The organism is Psychromonas aquimarina ATCC BAA-1526 (assembly GCF_000428725.1).
GTDB lineage: Bacteria > Pseudomonadota > Gammaproteobacteria > Enterobacterales > Psychromonadaceae > Psychromonas > Psychromonas aquimarina.
In genome coordinates this window covers 102,427-121,841 of record NZ_AUAM01000012.1, presented here as the reverse complement: position 1 = coordinate 121,841, position 19,415 = coordinate 102,427, and the positions used below count along the sequence as shown (strand labels likewise).

At 43.9% G+C, this 19,415-nt stretch carries 15 protein-coding genes; 7 read left to right on the top strand and 8 right to left on the bottom strand.

Annotated features, from left to right (window positions below):
• Positions 1 to 2 precede the first annotated feature (2 nt).
• Entirely contained in the window at positions 3 to 371 is a 369-nt protein-coding gene (locus G337_RS0104780; RefSeq protein WP_028862863.1) for a NifB/NifX family molybdenum-iron cluster-binding protein, read from the top strand.
• A gap of 17 nt (positions 372 to 388) precedes the next feature.
• The gene (gene nqrM / locus G337_RS0104775; protein ID WP_028862862.1) at positions 389 to 589 is read left to right on the top strand and encodes a (Na+)-NQR maturation NqrM; all 201 of its coding nucleotides are present in this window, start codon (positions 389 to 391) and stop codon (positions 587 to 589) included.
• A gap of 5 nt (positions 590 to 594) precedes the next feature.
• On the opposite strand, the gene G337_RS0104770 is transcribed toward nqrM, so the two are convergent.
• The 4 genes from G337_RS0104770 to G337_RS0104755 all read right to left on the bottom strand — a co-directional run bounded on the left by G337_RS0104770 (position 595) and on the right by G337_RS0104755 (position 7,449).
• Positions 595 to 1,404, bottom strand: coding sequence for a substrate-binding periplasmic protein (locus G337_RS0104770; RefSeq protein ID WP_028862861.1), 810 nt, complete (start codon positions 1,402 to 1,404; stop codon positions 595 to 597).
• Between the two features lie 140 nt (positions 1,405 to 1,544).
• Complete coding sequence (locus G337_RS0104765; RefSeq protein WP_028862860.1) at positions 1,545 to 2,987, bottom strand: methyl-accepting chemotaxis protein; 1,443 nt, start codon at positions 2,985 to 2,987, stop codon at positions 1,545 to 1,547.
• Between the two features lie 223 nt (positions 2,988 to 3,210).
• On the bottom strand, positions 3,211 to 6,318 hold the full coding sequence (locus G337_RS25640; protein ID WP_037027082.1) for an efflux RND transporter permease subunit: 3,108 nt from the start codon (positions 6,316 to 6,318) through the stop codon (positions 3,211 to 3,213).
• 3 nt (positions 6,319 to 6,321) lie between these two features.
• The gene (locus G337_RS0104755; RefSeq protein WP_028862859.1) at positions 6,322 to 7,449 is read right to left on the bottom strand and encodes an efflux RND transporter periplasmic adaptor subunit; all 1,128 of its coding nucleotides are present in this window, start codon (positions 7,447 to 7,449) and stop codon (positions 6,322 to 6,324) included.
• A gap of 97 nt (positions 7,450 to 7,546) precedes the next feature.
• Between G337_RS0104755 and G337_RS0104750 the strand changes: the two genes are divergently transcribed.
• From G337_RS0104750 to G337_RS0104735, 4 genes are all read left to right on the top strand, one after another.
• On the top strand, positions 7,547 to 8,548 hold the full coding sequence (locus G337_RS0104750; RefSeq protein WP_245597631.1) for a LysR family transcriptional regulator: 1,002 nt from the start codon (positions 7,547 to 7,549) through the stop codon (positions 8,546 to 8,548).
• 139 nt (positions 8,549 to 8,687) lie between these two features.
• Positions 8,688 to 10,019, top strand: coding sequence for an outer membrane channel protein TolC (tolC, locus tag G337_RS0104745; protein ID WP_028862857.1), 1,332 nt, complete (start codon positions 8,688 to 8,690; stop codon positions 10,017 to 10,019).
• A 78-nt stretch (positions 10,020 to 10,097) separates the two neighbouring features.
• Positions 10,098 to 10,997 carry a phospholipase A gene (locus G337_RS0104740; RefSeq protein ID WP_028862856.1) on the top strand — a complete coding sequence of 300 codons (900 nt, stop codon included), beginning with the start codon at positions 10,098 to 10,100 and terminating at the stop codon, positions 10,995 to 10,997.
• A 55-nt stretch (positions 10,998 to 11,052) separates the two neighbouring features.
• Positions 11,053 to 11,982: a LysR family transcriptional regulator gene (locus G337_RS0104735; RefSeq protein ID WP_028862855.1), complete on the top strand. Its 930-nt coding sequence runs from the start codon at positions 11,053 to 11,055 to the stop codon at positions 11,980 to 11,982.
• An 84-nt stretch (positions 11,983 to 12,066) separates the two neighbouring features.
• Here G337_RS0104735 and brnQ read toward each other — a convergent pair whose 3' ends face one another.
• The 4 genes from brnQ to G337_RS0104715 all read right to left on the bottom strand — a co-directional run bounded on the left by brnQ (position 12,067) and on the right by G337_RS0104715 (position 17,469).
• The gene (gene brnQ, locus G337_RS0104730; RefSeq protein WP_028862854.1) at positions 12,067 to 13,380 is read right to left on the bottom strand and encodes a branched-chain amino acid transport system II carrier protein; all 1,314 of its coding nucleotides are present in this window, start codon (positions 13,378 to 13,380) and stop codon (positions 12,067 to 12,069) included.
• Positions 13,355 to 13,525 (bottom strand): hypothetical protein, encoded by a 171-nt coding sequence (locus tag G337_RS28550; protein ID WP_157619222.1) that lies wholly within the window; start codon positions 13,523 to 13,525, stop codon positions 13,355 to 13,357. The genes brnQ and G337_RS28550 overlap by 26 nt, the downstream gene beginning before the upstream one ends.
• Positions 13,526 to 14,301: 776 nt before the next feature.
• A complete protein-coding gene (locus tag G337_RS0104720) occupies positions 14,302 to 15,918 on the bottom strand; it encodes a methyl-accepting chemotaxis protein (RefSeq protein WP_028862853.1) in 1,617 nt (538 codons plus the stop codon).
• 402 nt (positions 15,919 to 16,320) lie between these two features.
• The gene (locus tag G337_RS0104715; protein WP_028862852.1) at positions 16,321 to 17,469 is read right to left on the bottom strand and encodes an ABC transporter substrate-binding protein; all 1,149 of its coding nucleotides are present in this window, start codon (positions 17,467 to 17,469) and stop codon (positions 16,321 to 16,323) included.
• A 245-nt stretch (positions 17,470 to 17,714) separates the two neighbouring features.
• Between G337_RS0104715 and G337_RS0104710 the strand changes: the two genes are divergently transcribed.
• Positions 17,715 to 19,388, top strand: coding sequence for an amidohydrolase (locus G337_RS0104710; RefSeq protein WP_028862851.1), 1,674 nt, complete (start codon positions 17,715 to 17,717; stop codon positions 19,386 to 19,388).
• Positions 19,389 to 19,415 lie beyond the last annotated feature (27 nt).

The following is a 19,415-nucleotide window of genomic DNA, read 5'->3' as shown; positions in this document are numbered from 1 at the left end:
TTATGATTTACGCGATTGCAACAACAGACAAACAGCTTTCTCCGCGCTTCTCCAAGGCGGAAATTTTTACTTTTTATAATGAGCTCGGCAGGGTAGTTGCGGTGCAGAAAAATCCCTGTCTGGCAGTGCCAGGGTGTTCAGGAAAAAAACTGCTGATTGAACTGCTACAGAAACTCAATTGTGATGTAGTGATTGTGCGCAAAATCGGTGAAAAGACATTGGCTAAGTTATTATTTTGCGGTTTTAAAGTTGAGCAGGGCAGTACCCGGGACACAACAGAGGAGTTATTAGAAAATGCACGGCAGTGTAAAAACTCTCTGCTTAGTCCAGAGCAGGGAGTAAAAAGTAAAGGTTCTTGTCGTACGGTTTAATAGAAGGTAAATAACTTATGTTATTTGTAATAACATTTATAACCTTTGCTCTGGCGGCGGGCGCTATGGCATTAGGTGTTATTTTCCACCGCCGGGAACTGCAGGGAAGCTGCGCAGGTTTAGTTAACCTTGATATTGAACCCAGCTGTGACTGCGAAACTGTCTGCGATGAGCACCGCACTCTATACCAGATTGAAGAGCCGCAGGCGCATCTCTGATTAGATTATTTCTGCTGTTCTAACCATAGCTGCATATGTTTATCGAAGAGTTTATCAAAGGTGTTAAAGTTGGTTAGTTCCTGCATGCGTTTATTTAAGTAGCTTCTGAGAGCCTCACTATTACACCCTGATTTTTTTGACAGGGTGAAATACAAGCCTTCGATAGAAACAGGCAGCTGTAAATGCTTGATATTATTCTTTAACCCCGACACTTCGAGTATGGTTAGACCCTGGTATAATTCGTACAGTACATAATCAAAACGCTCGGCGAGCAGCATAGCAAAGGAGCGCTCAGCCGTGGCGCTGCTGCGGATATCTAAGTTTGCCGCCGCATATTTATCAAAAGTCTGACCGAAGCTGTTGTTGACTAAGGTGCCGCCGCGTTTACTTTGTAAATCATCCCACTGCCTAAAAGGAAACTCATTGCCTTTTTTTACCCACACCACACTAGGCACATTGGTAAACTGCGGTAGAATATAATCCATATACTCCTGACGCTGATCGGTAATAAATGCACCGGCGAGCATATCCACTTCACCATGTTTAGCTTCCTGCTGCGCCCTGGCCCAAACGCCGCGGTCCCGGGCATCAACTTTAATACCAGTATCCATTAATGCCAGCTCTAATAATTCAACGGCCAGACCGGTCAGTTTGCCGGGGTTATGCTGATCACGCCAGAGAATAGGGGGGTATTCCGCATTTCCGGTAACAACCAAATGCTTACATACCGACAGGTTTGCCTGAGCTGGAATGCTGATAAACAGAAAGAGCAGCATAATGCAAAGAAGAGTTTTTGCTGAATTGATATGGAACATAACAGCTCCCCTTATATATCCGTCTAAATAAAGGGTAGTGTCTTTCCGGGGCAAATGTTGTTAAATTTTCATATCCTATAAGTCAAAACAGGCGCATTATGCGCCTGATTTAAGAGTTTTATTTAGGGGAACAGCAATGGTTAAGCTGTCTGATAACGCGCTAAAATTTCACCCAGATTTTCAGACGCTGCAGATAATTTAACCACACCCTCGGAGGACTGAGCAACTAAATCTTTAATAGTATTAGATTTCAGGCGGATATCACTAAGCTCTGCAGAGATATTGTTAGCCACTGAGCTCTGCTCTTCCGAGGAAGTGGCAATTTGAAAACTCATATCGATTACTGCTTGAGATGATTCGCTGATTGAATTTACATCGGTGCCGATATTAACAATCATCTCACGACTTGCCTGCGCCTGTTTTACTGTGTTGTCTGTCATTTGTGCAATGTTGTTGGTTTCTGACTGCAGGTTTTCGATCATTGACTGGATCTCAACCGTTGCCGCCTGAGTACGGCTGGCTAATGTTCTTACTTCATCAGCAACCACGGCAAAACCTCGACCCTGTTCTCCTGCTCGCGCCGCTTCAATTGCCGCATTCAGTGCAAGCAGATTAGTCTGTTCGGAAATAGCATTGATGGTGGTGATCACATCGTTGATTTTGGTGGCATTATCTTTAAGGGTAGACACTGAGTCTGAAGTTTGATCGATATAACTGGAAAGCTGCTGGATCTCGCTGATAGCATGCTGTACCCGTTCATCACTCTGTTTGATATATTCCGAATTCTGCTCTACATGCTGCGATGCTAATTTAGAAATATCAGTGACTTCCAGTGAAGAGGCGGTCATCTCTTCCATTGCAGTTGCGACTGAATCTAAAGAAGTATACTGCTGTTGTACCTGCTCTTCACTCTGACGGGTTTCATCGGCAAATGAAGATGAAGTGTTGTGCAGTGTCTGCGCGTTGTCTTTTACCGTAACAACTAACTCGGTCAGGGTATCCATCGCTTTGTCGAGTGCACAGCCGATTGTGCCGAATTCGTCACGTCCCGGGTGGAAGCCTAAACGGGAAGTAAGATCACCTTTGGCAATCTTTTCTGTTGTATCCCAAAGTACCCATAATGCGCCGCCGATAAAAGTAGCGGTCCAGTACAGAGCTAATGCAAAGGGCAGTATCCACAGAAAAGAGAGTAAAAAAGAGTAAAAGGCCTGTTCTTTGGCCTTTTTTTCCTGAGAGGGGGCTTTTTTAGATAAAGACACATACTGCTGTGAATTTGTTTTAACCACTGCTGTGAGCATATCTTTGTGACGTGAAGAGTCAGCTGCCGCTCTTGAAACCTGCAGTCCGAGGGAAGCTAATTTATCACTCTTCCCGGATGATTCCATTGCCTGCACCATACCTGACAGCTGCTGCTCGAGGGCCTGCATTGACTGCTGTTCAACCTGTTCAAGAGAGTTCTGGTAACGTCCCACTGATAGAGTTGTTAAAGCGATTAAAAACAAACCGAAAATAACCATAAATTTGTCATTAATAGACATTTTAATAAATAATTTATCGATGTTGCGAAACTGTACTTCTTTCATAAGCTATCCCTACTATATTATTCCATTAATTTCAGAGTATACGTATTTTGTTACTTAGGTAGTTTTGTAAGTGAGAATTGTTAACTATGTAATATTTATGAATTGAGTTTGTCGGCTATTTATACGTAAAGGAACCGCTATGAATAATTTTTCTATCGGGGATAAAAAAGAGAGCAGGATTTTCATCCGGCTCTCTTTATCTGTTAAGTTTTATCTCTGGAGCTTACACTGCTGCGAGCTGTGCTTGCGGCTCCTGGTTTTCAATTATGTCCTTATTCGGAATTCTGAAAATAAGTACATAAGTCACCGGCAGTACAATCAGTGTCAGCAGGGTGGCAAAACCTAAGCCGAAGATAATAGTGACCGCCATTGATTTAAAAAACGGATCGAACAGCAGCGGAATCATACCCAGCATAGTAGTTACGGCCGCCATGCAAACCGGACGAACACGGCTTACTGATGACTCAAACACAGCATCATAGGGGGCTTTGCCGTCAGCCAGCTCGACGCGGATCTGATCCACCAGTACAATACCGTTTTTGATCACCATACCGCTTAAACTAAGCATACCCAGTATGGCCATAAAGCTGAACGGTGCATCAAATATCAATAGTCCGGATGCGATACCTATGACTGCCAGCGGTACGTTAAACCAGATCACCAGCGGCTGTCTTACCGAGTTGAATACCACTACGGTAATCAGGAACATTGCCAGATAGCCCATAGGTATTGAACTGGCAATACCGGCCTGTGCTTCACTGGAGGTTTCATATTCGCCGCCCCATTCCAGTTCATAACCGGCAGGCAGTGTTATCGCTTCAATTTTAGGGCGCAGTATACGCAGTACTGAATCTGCAGTTTCATCACTGCCGAGTACCGGATCTGCCATTATTGTTAATACACGTTTGCGGTCACGACGCATAATAATCGGGTTTTCCCATTCACTGTCAAATGAGGAGACGATCTGCGTAACCGGTACAAAAGTGCTGTTTTCACTGCTCCATACCTGCAGTTTTGACAGACTGTCGGCATTAAGACGTTCCTGCTCCGGAGCGCGGGCAACAACCGGCATTAAATGTGACTGTTCACGGTAGGTGCCCACCGGTTTACCACTGAAATTAATCAGCATGGCAGTGTCAAGATCCTGTTTGCTGACCGCGACTTTTTTAGCCTGTGCACTGTTGAACTGCGGACGCACGATATTTACCTGGTTACGCCAGCTGTGACGTATATTTTCAGCGGTCGGTTCGGCAATCATAATCTGCTCTGCCTGACTGGCAAGCCTGCGCAGCACCACGGGATCTTCTCCGTAAAAGCGCGCTTCAATTTTTGCCGCCGGTGACGGACCGTTATCCATTAATTTTACGCGGAACTGTGCTTCCGGGTAGTTATCCCGCAGAATGCTGGTCAGTTCAGGTACGCCTTTATTGAGTGACTCTAAATCATTCATTTCGATAATCAGCTGTGCATAGGCGTTATAGCCTTTTTCCGGTGAGTAGGGCAGTACAAACCGCTGCGCGCCCTGACCGATAACCGAAGTGATGTTTTTCAGACCAACATCCGTTTCCTGCTGGCGGGCTGTTATGTCTGTCTCAATACGTTTTATAAAATCTTCTGTAGCGCGGATATCCGTGCCTTCCTGCATCCAGACATCAACAAAAAATATCGGTGTTGTTGAAGGCGGGAAGAAGACATTTTTTACCTGTCCCATACCGAATACTGCCGCCGCTAACATGGTGATCACCAAAACTAAACTAAGAAGTCGAAAACGCATTGCTAAAGATAAAATAGCGCGGTAAACACTGAAGAAGGCACCTTTGTAGAGCTCTTGCGGTTCTTCACTTATTTCACCGTCTTTAAATAACAGATGGCAGAAGAAGGGCGTGATGGTGATTGCTGTGATCCAGCTGAGAAACAGTGAAATCAGCAGCACTTGAAACAGTGATGAACAGAATTCACCGGTGGCATTCTCTGACAGACCGATCGGAGCAAAAGCTAAAATTGCAATAATGGTCGCGCCTAATAACGGCCACTGGGTCTGTTTTACAATATCCCCGGCAGCCTGATAACGGGTCTGACCGCGTTTTAGACCGATCAGTATACCTTCGGTTACCACAATGGCGTTATCTACCAGCATGCCCAGGGCAATAATCAGTGCACCCAGGGAGATAAGCTGCAGTTGAATATTCAGCACTTTCATAACAATAAAAGTACCGAAAATGGTCAGCAGCAGTACGACACCCATTAGTAAGCCGGAACGGACTCCCATAAATACCAGCAGAACGATAATAACGATAGCTATCGATTCAGCAAGGTTAATCAGAAAGCCGCTTACCGACTGATCTACGACTGCGCCTTGATCGTATACTGTGTTGAGATCCATTCCCAGCGGCAGTTTTTCCTGCAGTTCGTCGATTTTTGCCGTAACTGCGTGAGAAATATCAACAACATTTACACCAGAGCTGAATGATACACCCAGCGACAGAGCATTATTACCCATATTGTGGTAAATCACAGAGGGTGTTTCACTTTCGCTTTTGTAGACATCGGCAATATCACCCAGATAGACTAGGTCTTTGCTGCCCGGCGGGCTCACTAACAAACGGCGCATATCATTAACATTAGCGAATTCACCTGTCGGGTTGATACGAACTCTTCCCTGCCCGACACGTATGCTGCCCGCATTAGAGACAACATTCTGGCTGCTGATCTGGTTGTAGATATAATTCTGATCCAGTCCCAGGGCGGCAAGTTTCTGCTGGCTGATTTCAACCACTATCTGCTCTTCTGTTGCTCCGGCAACAGAGACCTTTTTTACTCCGTTTATCATTACCAGTTCACGGCGTAAAAAATTGGCGTAGTTTTCAAGTTCGCGGTAGCTGTATCCTTCACCGCTGATATTCATCAATATGCCGTAAACATCGGAAAAATCATCAATGACCTGCGGCTGTACTGCACCCGGCGGCAGATCTGCAGCTGCATCATTAACCTTGCGGCGCAGTTCATCCCAAATCTGCGGCAGCGCATTTTTGTCGTATTTCTCCTGCATCTCAACTTCAATCTGCGATAAACCGGCACTGTTAATTGAGGTAATATGTTTGATCTGCGGCATCTGCTGAATTGCATCTTCGAGTGTCAGCGTAACTTCTTCTTCAACCTGCTCTGGCGATGCTCCCGGATAAGGGGTAATGACCAGGGCATTCTTGATGGTAAATTCAGGAAACTCTAACTGGCCAAGGCCGGTAAATGAAATACCACCGCCAACCAGCATCAGCAGGACAAACATCCAGCTGATAACTTTATGATTAATACTGTAATGTGCGATATTCATTAACTACACTCCTCTTTCCCAGCGAAGCGGTTTAACTTCCATACCGGCTTTAACTGCGAAAGCGCCGACAGCGACAATCTGATCACCCTTGTTTAATCCGGACAGCACCTCAATGCCGTTGGTGCGTACTTGCCCTAGAGTTACATTTACCGCCTCAACCCGGTTATCGGCGGCATTAAAACGCCACACATTAGTTTTTCCGTCGATATCGCTTTTAACAATCGCAGACTGCGGTAAAACTGCAATAGAGTCGAGGCCCTCTGCACTTAGCCGGCTACGGTAAACCGCAGACATATCAAGCAGCAGTTCTGCACTCATTCCCGGAATAACATTTAAATCCTGCGGCGGCGGCAAACTAAAGGTTACGGCATAGGTTTGTGTACCCGGGCTGACTTTGCTGGAGCGCTCTTTGTAACTCACTGGATAAGTGTTGTTGTTTTGACCTTGAGAAACAAAACGTACCTGCGGCTGATACTGCTTGTCTAAATTATTATTATCTAAGCTGATAATCAGCGACTCCGGTACTTGAATAGTGACATCCAGCAGCTGGTCGCCCTGCAGTGCTAATACCACCTGCGCTGCTTGAATCATCTGATAATTATCCGACTCAACTTTGGCAACAACGCCCGAGAAAGGGGCGGTTAAGCGGGTATATTTGAGCTGATCCTGGGCTGCATTTAATGCCGATTTGGTTGATTTTAAAGTCGCTCTGGCTGTGTCAAATTCCGCTTTAGAAATGAGTTTCTGCTTTAACAGCTGCTCTTTACGCTGGAAATCAAGTTCGGCTAAATCGTAGTTTGCTTCTGCATTTAACAGGTTGTTTTTTGCATCGCGGTCGTCAAGCTGTGCTAATAACTGGCCTTTCTTGACCTGCTGGCCTTCAATTAAATCTAGTTTTACCAGTTCACCGTTAATGCGGAATGCCAGATCCGCCTGCTGGCTGGCGGCCAGCTCGGCTGGAAAAATTCGACTCTTCTGAAAAGCATCATCACCTATAGTTATTAATTTTACCGGTCGGACGACGGGGGCCTGTACTGCCGCGCTTTCAGCACTGTCGCAGCCGCTCAGCAGCGAGCCCATGAAAATAGTGCCTGACAGCATAGCCAGCAGGCGGAGATTGGTTGAGGTCATTAGGTCATTCCTTATTGTTGTCCCTTATCCTGGCTGAACTATAACCTGATAATACATTTCTAAAAACCAAACTAAATGGAACGAAAGGTTTCACTAAATGGAACACTATTCTATTAATAAGCATGTTAAAGTCTTCGCAACAGAAATGAACCGATGTAAACAGAGCATTATGAAAACAGAAGATATTAAGTTATTTCACCAGATAGTTGACTGCGGTAGTTTGAATCGAACCTGTGAAGTATATTCTCTGGCTAAATCAAACGTCAGCAGACGTATTAAAGCACTGGAGCAGGAGCTTAACTTTCAGCTGTTTGATCGTCATAATCGTGCCATGCAGGTAAGTCATGCCGGACTGTTGTTTTACAACAGCTCGAAAACGATATTAGCGGAACTTGAAACGGGTCTTCAGGAGATCTGCGTGCCGAGTTCTGAAGTTTCCGGGCATTTACGTATTCAGCTGCTGCCCCTGCCGATGATACTTAATATCAGCCGCATCATTTTCCGTTTTATGGATCGTTACCCTAAGGTAAGCATTGAAATATTTAACAGCGCAGAAGACACAAATCTGCTCGAGAATAATATCGACGTGGCTTTGCGTGTCGGCGAAAAACTTCAGGACTCCAGCCTGGTTGCCCGTCCATTCGGCAGTACTTCCTTTGGTTTTTACTGCACGCCGCAGTATATCAAAGAGCATGGGTTGGCGCAGACGGCAGAAGAGCTGCACAGGCACAATATCATTCGCTACCGTTTTCCAAATGGTCAGATTTACAGCAGTCTGCCTTTTGGTAAAGAGCAGTTCGTTGAGGTTTCCGGCAATCTGATTATGAACAGTGTGCCGTTAATACTGGAAGCCTGTCTGCAGAGCCGCGGTATTATTTTTATTCCCGAGAAAACGGCTGAGAAATATGTTGAACAGGGAAAACTAGTGCGTTTGTTCAGTCATATTGAACCGTCGCTCAATTACGGCTGGTTAGTTTATCCCTACAGAAAGCATCTTTCTCCGGCAGCGCGGACTTTTGTTGAATACATACTATCGGAAGTACAAAGCAGCACTATGGGGAGGTGCGAAACTGATGACTGCAGAAGCACAATAATATAATACACAAATGCTCGTTAGTGCCTGTGATTAAGGGCAGGAAACGGATTTTATTTTTTATTAATCAGCGAAGTTAATCTGCCGGCAGGGGCATTTACCTTAGTCGTCAGTTACTTCATTTTTTATTTAACAGGAACACCCTATGACCATCAAACGTATCTCTTGTGCAGCCGCTATTACTTTAAGCGGCCTTAGTTATTCCGCTCACGGTGATGATTTATTAGAAGTCTATCAAACCGCTAAACTTAAAGATCCGATTATATTAAAAAGCAAAGCACAGTATGATCTCTACCTGGAAAAAGTCAGCGAAGCTAATGCCGCACTGTTACCCCAGGTTGGTTTCGGACTCAATGCAGGTTACAGCAGCGTGAGTGACAATACATTATCGAACTCAAATTACGGTGCAGATCTGTCTTTATCACAATCGCTTTATAACGGTAGCTACTGGCAGCAGCTGGATATTGCCGAGAAGCAGGTTACACAGTATGCGGCGCTTTACGGTTATGCCGCACAGGAGCTGCTGCTGCGCACTTCCAATGCATATTTTGATGTTCTGCGTGCCGACGAAGCGGTAAGATCCATTAAAGCCAATATACGTGCGGTTGAGCGTCAGCTGCAGCAGACTAAACAGCGTTTTGAAGTAGGATTAATCGCTATTACCGATGTTCACGAGGCACAAGCGGAATATGACCGAACCCTTGCTGATCAGATCAATGCTGAAAATACCCTGGCTAATACCTATTACGCACTGCGTGAATTAACCGGGCAGGATGTCGGGGCTGTTGCTCACCTTGATATAAATACTTTTTCACCGCAGAAATTACAAGCGGATGTGCAGTTGTGGCGTAATAAAGCACTGGAGCATAATTTAAGTCTGCATGCTAAACGTATTGCCAAAGAACTGGCGAAAATGAATATAGATCGCGCTGAAACGGGCCATCTGCCGACATTAGATTTTACTGCCGGAATGGGATATAACAACAGCAGTTATGATAATGCGCCTGCACGGGATACGGATCTCAGCACAGGTACGGTGGGTATAAACTTGAATGTGCCGATTTATTCCGGCGGCAGTATTACTTCACAGGTAAAACAGGCGCAGTACAATTATATTATTGCCGCTGAAGACTTAGTGCAGACTTTCCGCAGTACCGAAGCGCAGATCAGCAGCGGCTATAATAATGTTACTGCCTCTTTAAGCTCAATTCATGCTTATGAACAGACAGTTGTCTCATCAAAAAGTGCGCTTGAAGCAACGGAAGCCGGCTTTGAAGTGGGCACGCGAACCATTGTTGATGTGCTTGATGCAACGCGCAGTTTATATGCATCTGAAAACCAGTTAGCGAATGCACGTTATGATTATATTATTAATATGCTTCAGCTTAAGTTTGTCGCAGGTACCCTGTCCGAACAGGATATCACTCTGGTTTCTGCCGCTTTAACTGACAAGAGATCAGCTTCTAATATGCAGTAACAGCGCTTGTCAGGATCTGCCCGGGTAATTACTCAGGCGGACCAGGCTGCATTTATTGATTATCACAGGGTTGTGAATATGCGTTTTATCGACACATTTATTTATACATTTATTGTTATTGCGCTAGCAGGTGCTGCTGCTGTTTTTGCTGTTTCAGCATGCTTTGCTTCTGATTCATTAATTGATCAGCGCCTGGAAGAGGAAATTGAAGTCAGTCATTCTCGTTTTGCACTTATTCCGCATAAACCCACTTATATTCTGCCCTTTGTCTTTAATGATAAAATCCAGCAGTACAGCTCCTATGAAAATGCACAAAACAGTGACCGCAATGATTATCAGCAGCTGGAAATGAAGTTTCAAATCAGCTTTAAAATGCCGGTTTTAATTGAACCTGCGGATCTGCCCCTTGCTGTTTTTTTTGCTTATACCCAGGTGTCCTACTGGCAGGCTTATAATTCAGATCAGTCATCGCCCTTTAGAGAAACCAATTATGAACCGGAAGTTTTTGCTCTGTGGCATTTCGATAAAGAGCTCGGTGCTGACTGGAAACTTAAACTTGCCTCCGCCGGTTTTGTTCATCAGTCCAACGGACAAAGAGAGCCTGTCTCACGCAGCTGGAATAGAATTGAAGGTAATTTTATACTGGAGAAGGAAGATCTGGTTATTGCATTAACTTCCTGGCACCGCCTTAAAGAAGATTATGAGTCAGATGATAATCCGGACCTGTTAGATTATTACGGTCATGGACAGATAAATGCGGTTTATAAGGTAGAAAATAATACCTTTAGTCTGGTCAGCCGAAATAATCTTGAAAGCGGCTTCAGCAGAGGCTCAATGCAGCTTTCCTGGAATTTCCCGATCCATAAAAAACTGCATGGTTATGTACAGCTGTTCTCCGGATACGGAAACAGTCTGATTGAGTATAATCAATATACTAATACTATCGGTCTGGGTATTTCATTGACTGACTGGCTGTAGCTGTGCTTAGCTGGTAATCTGCGCTTTAAAGTATTAATAAACACAAGACAACACTATGAAAACAGAAGATATCAAGTTATTTCATCAGGTCGTTGATGCAGGCAGTCTGGTCCGAGCGTCGGAGATCTTTGAGCTGCCTAAATCGAATATCAGCCGGCGTATTAAAACACTGGAAGAAGAGCTTAACATTCTGCTTTTTCATCGTCAAAACCGTGCGATGCAGCTGACCGATGCCGGTATTAAGTTTTATGATAAAACCAAAACCATGCTTAATGAGCTTGAAGCCAGCATCCAGGAGATCTGTGCGCCTGTTTATGAAATTTCCGGACACCTGCGTATTCAGCTGCTGCCGCTGCCGGATCAGCTCGATATCGGACGAGTAATTTTTCAGTTTATGGATATGTACCCCAAAGTCAGTGTAGAAATACTTAACAGCTCAGAAGATAAAAATCTGGTGGAAAATCATATTGATGTCGCCATGCGTATCGGTGAAACATTAGAGGATTCAAGTCTGGTTGCTCGTCCGTTCGGCAGGGCAACCTTCGGGTTTTACAGTACGCCGCAGTATATCGAATCGAACGGTGTGCCGCTGACTGCTGAGGACCTGCAGAAACTGAATGTGATCCGTTACCGTTTCCCCAGCGGGCAGATTTACAGCCAGCTGCCTTTTGGTAAGGATAAAACCGTTGAAGTTTCCGGCAACCTGATTATGAACAGTGTGCCGTTAATTATTGAGGCCTGCCTGCAGAACCGCGGTATTATTTTTATTCCCGAAAAGGTAGCTAATTTTTATATTGAAAGGGGCTTATTCGTGCGTATATTCAACGATATTGAGCCGTCAATAAATCACTGCTGGCTGGTGTATGCTTCGCGTAAACATCTTTCTCTGGCCGCACGTACTTTTATTAATTATATGCTGCAGGAGTTTGGCGGTGATGATGACTTATGTGATATTGAAAATGATGTGCGCGGTATGATTATTTAGATACTGAAAACTCCGGACATTAAACACAAAAAGGCGCGCTATGTTTACATAGCGCGCCTTTTTTTCTAAGTTAATTCAGCGTTTTTAAACAGTCTGAGTTACGCTCTGCTGGTTTTCTTTGAAAACAACTAACGCAATAACTAATGCGGCTGCAATCGGTAATGCTGATGCCATACCGACTTCATACAAAGGCAGAAAATCAAATGCGCTCATATTAACGCCAGCCGCTTTAATACCGTCTAGAAGACCAAACAGGAAAGCAACGGCTAATACAAAACGGAAAGAAAGTGTTTTGTTTGCCAGAAAGTTTTTGCATAAAGTCAGTGCAACCAGTGCGATCGCTATAGGGTAAACAGTGTATAAAACCGGTACAGAAAGACTGATCAGTGCACTTAGACCGACATTGGTTACCAGCGCACATAATGCACAGTTAAGAATAACCAGCAGGCTGCGGTTCCAGTCGGGTTTTAGTTTATGCAGGAAGTCCGACATAGCACTTACCAGGCCGACAGCTGTGGTTAAACATGCCAGTGCAACAACTAACGAAAGTAAGACCTGACCCGGCGTGCCGAACAGTGCTTCGACATAAATAGCTATAATTTCGCCGCCGTTGCTGAGATTTGGTGCTATTTCCTGGCTTGTTGCGCCTAAGTAGAACAATGAGATGTATACAAAGGCTAAACCGCAGGCTGCAATTAAACCGGAAATAGACAGGTATTTATACTGAGCACGTTTATCGCTGATGCCTTTGGTTTTGATTACGTTGATGATCAGCATGCCGAAGACTAACGAGGCAAGCGTATCCATGGTGTTATAACCTTCCAGAAAACCTTTAATAAAAGGTGTCTCTACATAATCTGCAGTGGAAGGACCGATCTCAGATAACGGGTTAAGGAAAACAGAAACAGATAAAACCATTAGCAGAATAATAAGTAGAGGAGTAATCACTTTACCTACCATGTCCAGCAGTTTACCGGTTGATAATGAAAGGCCGCAGACAACCGCAAAAAATAGTACGGAGAACACTGCCAGGCTAGTTGTACCTGGTGCTGACAGGAAAGGTTTTACGCCGATTTCAAATGCAACTAATGCGGTTCTTGGTGTTGCAAAGCTTGGACCGATAATAATAAAGACAGCTAATGCCAGTATTGTGGCTAAATTGCCCGGCAGGTATTTTGCCATGGTAGTTAAACCGCCGCCGGCTTTGGCAACTGCGATTAGAGTTAAAAGCGGTAAACCTACTGCGGTGATAAGAAAACCTAACATTGCCAGTATGTAGTGATCACCGGCCATAGCGCCTGCCAGCGGCGGAAAAATAATATTACCGGCGCCTAAAAAGAATGCAAAGTTCATAAAACCTAACGCGAGAAGGTCAAATGAGGATAGTTTTTTGTTCATCTAAATATGTTCCTGTTTTGGTTACTGCGGCTGCTTCTGCCGCCGCAGTTAACGCTGTTTTAGTTTTTTCAAAGACAAAGTGGAAAACCATAAAATGTCTTGAACCTTTAACTGCTGAGTTCATCCCTGGAAAAATATATTTCAAACCACTTGCAGATACAGGAGTCAGCCTGTTGAGAAGTTTTAACTTTTTTATAAGCCGGTAAGTATGAATTGAAAAGTGAATAATTAGTCATTATTCGTTAAGGCCGGATAACGCAGATAAACACGTTTTGCAGGTCTGTTTTAACATTTTCATTTATCTTCGATCTGTATATTTAAGTTGTTTGATTATGTCCACCCAAGCAGCCAAATCCTTTAGAAAGCTCAGGTGGTTTATATTAACAAGTGCACTCTAGTGGGATAAAGAAGTATTTATCTTGATTCAAAGCAAATTTTCGATTGTTTGTATTGGCCAATAACTGCTGTGATACTTTATTGCTGTTTAGCAGTACAAATCCAGCATTTTATTGTCCAATATTTGATGAATTGAGCTTTATTTTGACTAATATCCTAAGTTAGATGCGTTTTTCTTGGATTTTACTGAGGCTGGAAACGGCGGCTGTTTAGTTGATTATCTGCCTGCCGGAGGAGAATAGAGTATTAATTTTATTTTTCAAGCGGGTGCTTTCGGATCTGATTATGCAGCTGTTCAAGGGGGAAACTTTTACACTGTTACTCTGCAGATAAGAGGTAATTATGCAGTTAAAAGGAGTAAATATACAAAAACGCCGCTATTCAAATATTCTGATTATTTTCTGTATCGTTTTTTAACAGGAATTATTAAAGGCATTCAGCTTTTTGTTTTGAATAGAAGAGAGGAGCCGCCTATTTAAAAGCGATAAAATGCTTTAAACAGGCGGCGAAATTGACTGCCGATCTTTAAATCATGAATTTTGCTACGCTGTCATCCATGCCTTGAGAAAGTGATTTTACATTCAGGCTTTCACTGCGGGTCTGTTCACTGGCTTGTCCAGTTTCGATGGAAATATCACTGATACTGACCATAGCGCGTGCTACCTCCTCTGATACAGCAGCCTGCTCTGTGGTAGCCGATGCTATCTGACCGGTCATATCATTAATCTGAGCGACATGTTTAACCACTAACTGCAGATTTTCATCGGTTTGTGCGGCTGCTTCAATTGTATGCCTGGTTGCTTCTTTACCTGCGGACATACTTTGTGATGCGGTCTGTGATAAAGCCTGTAATTTTTCGATTATTTTCTGAATCTCAACTGTCGAGTTCTGCGTACTGTGCGCCAGACTTCTTACTTCATCGGCGACAACTGCAAATCCGCGTCCTGCTTCACCGGCACGGGCCGCTTCTATAGCCGCATTTAAAGCAAGTAAGTTGGTCTGATCGGAAATGCCGGTGATAACATTTAACACTTCAGCTATTTCTGCAGAGCCCTGTTTAAGTTCTTCAACCACTTCGCTTGCATGGTCGATTTTTTGTGAAGCATCAGCAATTAAGTTCATGGTATCAGCTACCATGCGGCTGGCATCGTGGATCATATCACTGGCTTCTGCTGTGGTATTTGAAGCATTGAGCGTGTTTCCTTCGACCTCTTTAACGGTTAAAGACATCTGTTCAATGGCACTGACCACCGTCTGGATCTCTTCTGTCTGTCTGCTGACGCCCTGGTTAGTCTGTCCGGCAATAACAGATAAACTGTCTGAAGCAGATGTCAGGTTCTGTGACGATCCGACTAATTTTTCAACTAAGATGTGAAACTCGTTAAGCATTGAGTTTATGGAGCTGCTTAAAGCGCCCAGCTCGTCATTTTTTAAAATATCTAGACGCTGGGTCATGTCGCCGTTTTCAGCCTTAAGCATGACTTTCTGAATATTTTCGATGGGTTTAATCACGGCTCCGATAATCATATAAGCGATAGTTAACAGACCGCCTAAAATAATAAGGACCATAAAGCCCATAGTAGCGATATTTTCAGACATTTTTTCCTGAAGATCACTGATGTAGATACCTGTACCTATCACAAGATTCCAGGGTTTATAGATAAGGGCGTAGGATAATTTATCTTCTGAGGTGCCGCCGCTGACCCGCTGAAATTTATACTTAACATAACCTCGCCCCTCTGAGTTTTGAGTGCTGTTTAAAATATCCCGGTAAACAAAACGTCCGTCAGCATCTTTAGCCGCTGCGACATTAACTCCGGTTCGCTTACCTTTTAAGGTTGCCTGTAGAATCATATCCGTTGTAAAAGCAAAAAAGTAACCGCTGCCGCTGTACTGCAGTTCCGGCACTGTTTCGTAGAATTCATGCTGTGCCTGTGTAAGAGTCAGTTCACCGCTGCTGACTTTTTTTTGAAATGATTTGAGCAGACCTTCAACGGTTTCAACTTGTACTTTTAACTGAATTTTTCTGTCCTGGTAGAGTTCGTCATTAATCAATGAAAGCCCTCGATAACCGATAATCAATATGGAAAGTAATGAGAAAAAAACAAAAAAATAAACTTTTTGTTTGATGGTAAATGACATATATATTCCTTTATGTTTTTAGTGCAAATTATGTATAGCTTATGCACTCTACTGTAAGCGGACTTAATATGCCAATAGGCTAACTGCGATGCTCAATTTTCGGAAATAAAACTTCAATTATGCTTGTAGTATTGCCTGGTTAAAGGCATCTTTTAAAATATCAAAACAGATCAATTAGTTATCTGAGCACGTATGGATCTATGCAGCTAAAATATTTTATGACAGCTTTGCTTACAGTCACTATCTGTATTTTTTAAATATAACGCTGCAATTTTTTTTTGCTATTTTAATGCTGCTTATTGCTTTGTATATGTGTTACTTACAGTTGTTTTATGTGCGGTTTATAGTTGTTGTGTGCGCAGTGTTGAAAATGTGATCTGGCTCCGTTCGTTTGATGTTTTTTTAATCATCGTATCTTTGTAGCCATTCATTGTTGAGCGCATTTTGCCAGCTTGAATGCGGCTCTGCGATAGGTTTAAATAGTTTGGTTTTTTTAGCTATGCCTGTTACATACTGCGGCGCTAGAATGGTTGGATCTCCCCATACTGAAAACTCTCCTTTTACCGATTGAGCCTCCGGGCTGAGCATAAAGTTTATTGCAACTAAGGCGCCGGCTTCGGTGTTGGCATTCCAGGGAATAGTCAGGAAATGCGCCTGGGTTAATGCGCCGCTTGTAAATGCATAAATCTGCGTTGAAGAGTTTAATGAACCGTTAGCCTGTGCGCTGAGTACTTCATTGGGATTAAAAGTGAGTGCAAGGTCCAAAGCTCCATCGTTTAACAGCTTTATCATCTGCGCACTACCGGCCGGAAACTCCTTACCCTGCTGCCAGGCGACATCATGAAATTTATCTAAATAGGACCATAAAGGTGCGCTGAACTGCTGAAAAGTCTCCGGATCAACTTCCTGATAAAGGGGGTTTTTATCCGTACTTAATTCCAGCAGGGCCGCTTTAAGAAAACTGCTGCCGAGAAAAGAGGGCGGCTTCGGGTAGGTTAATTTATTCGGAGACAGTTTTGCGTAGCTGAGCAGCTCCGAAAAACTTTTTGGAGGGGTATTTACCTGATTTTCATCGTAGATAAAAAGCAGTTGTCCTATGCCCCAGGGCACTTCTAATCCGAGTGTCGGTTCGGAAAAGTCAGTGTCGACGGGCAGTGATTTATTGACCAGTACCCAGTTAGGAAGCCGTGTCGAGAAGGGCTTTGCCAGCAGCCTGTGCTGTTTCATTTTTTTGAAGGTTTCGCCGTTAACCCAGAGAATATCGACTTCTCCATTGCTGTTTCTTCCAGCCTTTTTCTGGCGCATGAATACTGGAAGCAGATCTGCCGGGTCATTAATTTTGACATGCTTTAAAGTTACGCCGTATTCCTTCAGCAGACGTGTACTTAGCCAGTGGAGATATTTATTTATCTTTTCACTTCCTCCCCAGGCATGCATATGCACAATCTGCCCTTTAGCCCGATATTCTACTAATTTCCAGTGCAGGGCTTGATCCTGATAAGAGCCGCTGATCATCAGCATGCAGATGATCACGATAAAGAATTTTTTCATAAAAATCCTGTGTTTTTGTTTCTCTGAATCTGTTTATTAAAAAGTGTTGCTGCAGATAAGTATAGGTGAAGTCAGACGGTGAGTGCGGTAGTTCTATTCAGTATCACAAAATCATGATAGTGAGTATTTTTTATTAGCAGTTTGTTTCTTTTAAGCTTGCCGGGTGGAACGGTAGAAAAAGCAATTATACTGAGCAGTATATAAATACAAGCATGCTGCTCAGTCAGACAAAAAAGGATTTAATGATGAGTAAAATACCACAGGCTCTTTTATTAGGAGCTGCACTGATGAGCGTACAGCCGTTAAATGCAGCTGAATATGCTGACACGATTATTAATAATGCGCTGATTTATAGCGAGGAGCCTGCACAGGCTTTAGCTGTTCACCAGGGGAAAATTATTTATATCGGCGATAATCAGGGGGCAGAGCGCTACCGCAGTGCGCAGACTAAAGTGCTGAATATGGACGGAGCCATGGTGCTGCCGGGGTTTGTTGATAATCATAATCATGTTTTTGAAGCGGCATCAGATGCCGGTGGTAACTGTGAACTGGGAGCTGATGCCGGACTTGAAGAGCAGATTCCCTACCTGAAGCTGTGCCGTAAACAGAGCCGCGATCAGAAGTGGCTGACCGGTTACGGTTTTTCACTGGATCTTATTTTGAGTGAAGCTAATAGACGTACGCCGCTGCAGGTGCTGGATAAAATATTTCCCGATCGACCTGTGGTATTGATGGAGCAGACTTCACATTCTATGTGGGTTAATTCTCAGGCACTTAAACTGGCAGGTATCAGCAAAGACTCCCCAGAGCCGCAGGGCGGTAAAATATTAACGGATCCTGTCAGCGCAGAGTTAAATGGTATTTTACTGGATAATGCCGGTGATATTGTTATGGAAATAGCCTGGAACAGCCTGCAGGATAAATTCAGACAAAGTTATAAAGGTTTATTAGCCGGATTAGAAGAGGCTGCCGTGCACGGTATTACCACTATTGGTGACGGACGCCTGTACTGGAAGCGCGGCTGGTATGAGGTATGGAAAGCTGCTGAAAAGAATGGTGATTTAAGCGCGCGTGTATCACTGCGTCCGTGGATTTATCCGCAGGACAGCAGCGCTCCGCAGCTGCAGTATCTGCAGAAAATTCGCTCAAAGGAGCCGGGAGCTCGTCTGATTGTTGATCAGGTAAAGATGTACAGTGACGGTATCTTAATTAACGGTACAGCCAAAACGCTGGCCCCTTACCGCTTTACCTATATTGAAGATCAGCCTTACGGAATTAATTATATCGCACCGGAAAAGATGAAAGACTGGCTGTCTGCGCTTGATAAGATAGGTTACGGTGCCCATATTCATGCCATTGGTGACGGTGCTGTTCATGAATCACTAAATGCGGTTGAATATATACGCAGTAAAGGGGGCGATCGTGATTATACGTTAACCCATGTAGAAATGGTGCAGGCTGATGATATAAAACGTTTTAAAACGCTGGATGTGAGTGCAGATTTCCAGGTTGGCTCAGATTATATTGCCTACCATGATCATGCCTGGGCAGAGCCTTTTATCGGTAAAAAACGCAGCGCTTCACTGATGCAGGTCGGCACTGTTTATAACAGCGGCGCGAATGTCAGTCTCAGCAGTGACTGGAATGTCCATGATATTAATCCTCTGGCCGGTATTGCAAACAGTCTTATTATGGGCGAGCAAGGTCTGCCGGATATAGATGCAGCTGTTGATGCCTACACCATTAATGCTGCTGTGAGCCTTGGGCTTGATGATATAACCGGTTCGATTGCTGTTGGAAAATCTGCGGATCTGGTGGTCCTGGATAAAGACATCACTAAACTTGCACCGCAGTTTATTGCAGATACGCAGATCTTAATGACCATGCTCCAGGGGGAAATCGTCTTTGCAGCGGAGTAATAACTGCTGCATAAAGTGCCCGTAAAT

Bases quoted from the DNA above. Each gene is read 5' to 3' on its own strand.
- G337_RS0104780 (WP_028862863.1), top strand. From the start codon at position 3: ATGATTTACGCGATTGCAACAACAGACAAACAGCTTTCTCCGCGCTTC.
- nqrM (WP_028862862.1), top strand. From the start codon at position 389: ATGTTATTTGTAATAACATTTATAACCTTTGCTCTGGCGGCGGGCGCT.
- G337_RS0104770 (WP_028862861.1), bottom strand. From the start codon at position 1,404: ATGTTCCATATCAATTCAGCAAAAACTCTTCTTTGCATTATGCTGCTC.
- G337_RS0104765 (WP_028862860.1), bottom strand. From the start codon at position 2,987: ATGAAAGAAGTACAGTTTCGCAACATCGATAAATTATTTATTAAAATG.
- G337_RS25640 (WP_037027082.1), bottom strand. From the start codon at position 6,318: ATGAATATCGCACATTACAGTATTAATCATAAAGTTATCAGCTGGATG.
- G337_RS0104755 (WP_028862859.1), bottom strand. From the start codon at position 7,449: ATGACCTCAACCAATCTCCGCCTGCTGGCTATGCTGTCAGGCACTATT.
- G337_RS0104750 (WP_245597631.1), top strand. From the start codon at position 7,547: ATGGAACACTATTCTATTAATAAGCATGTTAAAGTCTTCGCAACAGAA.
- tolC (WP_028862857.1), top strand. From the start codon at position 8,688: ATGACCATCAAACGTATCTCTTGTGCAGCCGCTATTACTTTAAGCGGC.
- G337_RS0104740 (WP_028862856.1), top strand. From the start codon at position 10,098: ATGCGTTTTATCGACACATTTATTTATACATTTATTGTTATTGCGCTA.
- G337_RS0104735 (WP_028862855.1), top strand. From the start codon at position 11,053: ATGAAAACAGAAGATATCAAGTTATTTCATCAGGTCGTTGATGCAGGC.
- brnQ (WP_028862854.1), bottom strand. From the start codon at position 13,380: ATGAACAAAAAACTATCCTCATTTGACCTTCTCGCGTTAGGTTTTATG.
- G337_RS0104720 (WP_028862853.1), bottom strand. From the start codon at position 15,918: ATGTCATTTACCATCAAACAAAAAGTTTATTTTTTTGTTTTTTTCTCA.
- G337_RS0104715 (WP_028862852.1), bottom strand. From the start codon at position 17,469: ATGAAAAAATTCTTTATCGTGATCATCTGCATGCTGATGATCAGCGGC.
- G337_RS0104710 (WP_028862851.1), top strand. From the start codon at position 17,715: ATGAGTAAAATACCACAGGCTCTTTTATTAGGAGCTGCACTGATGAGC.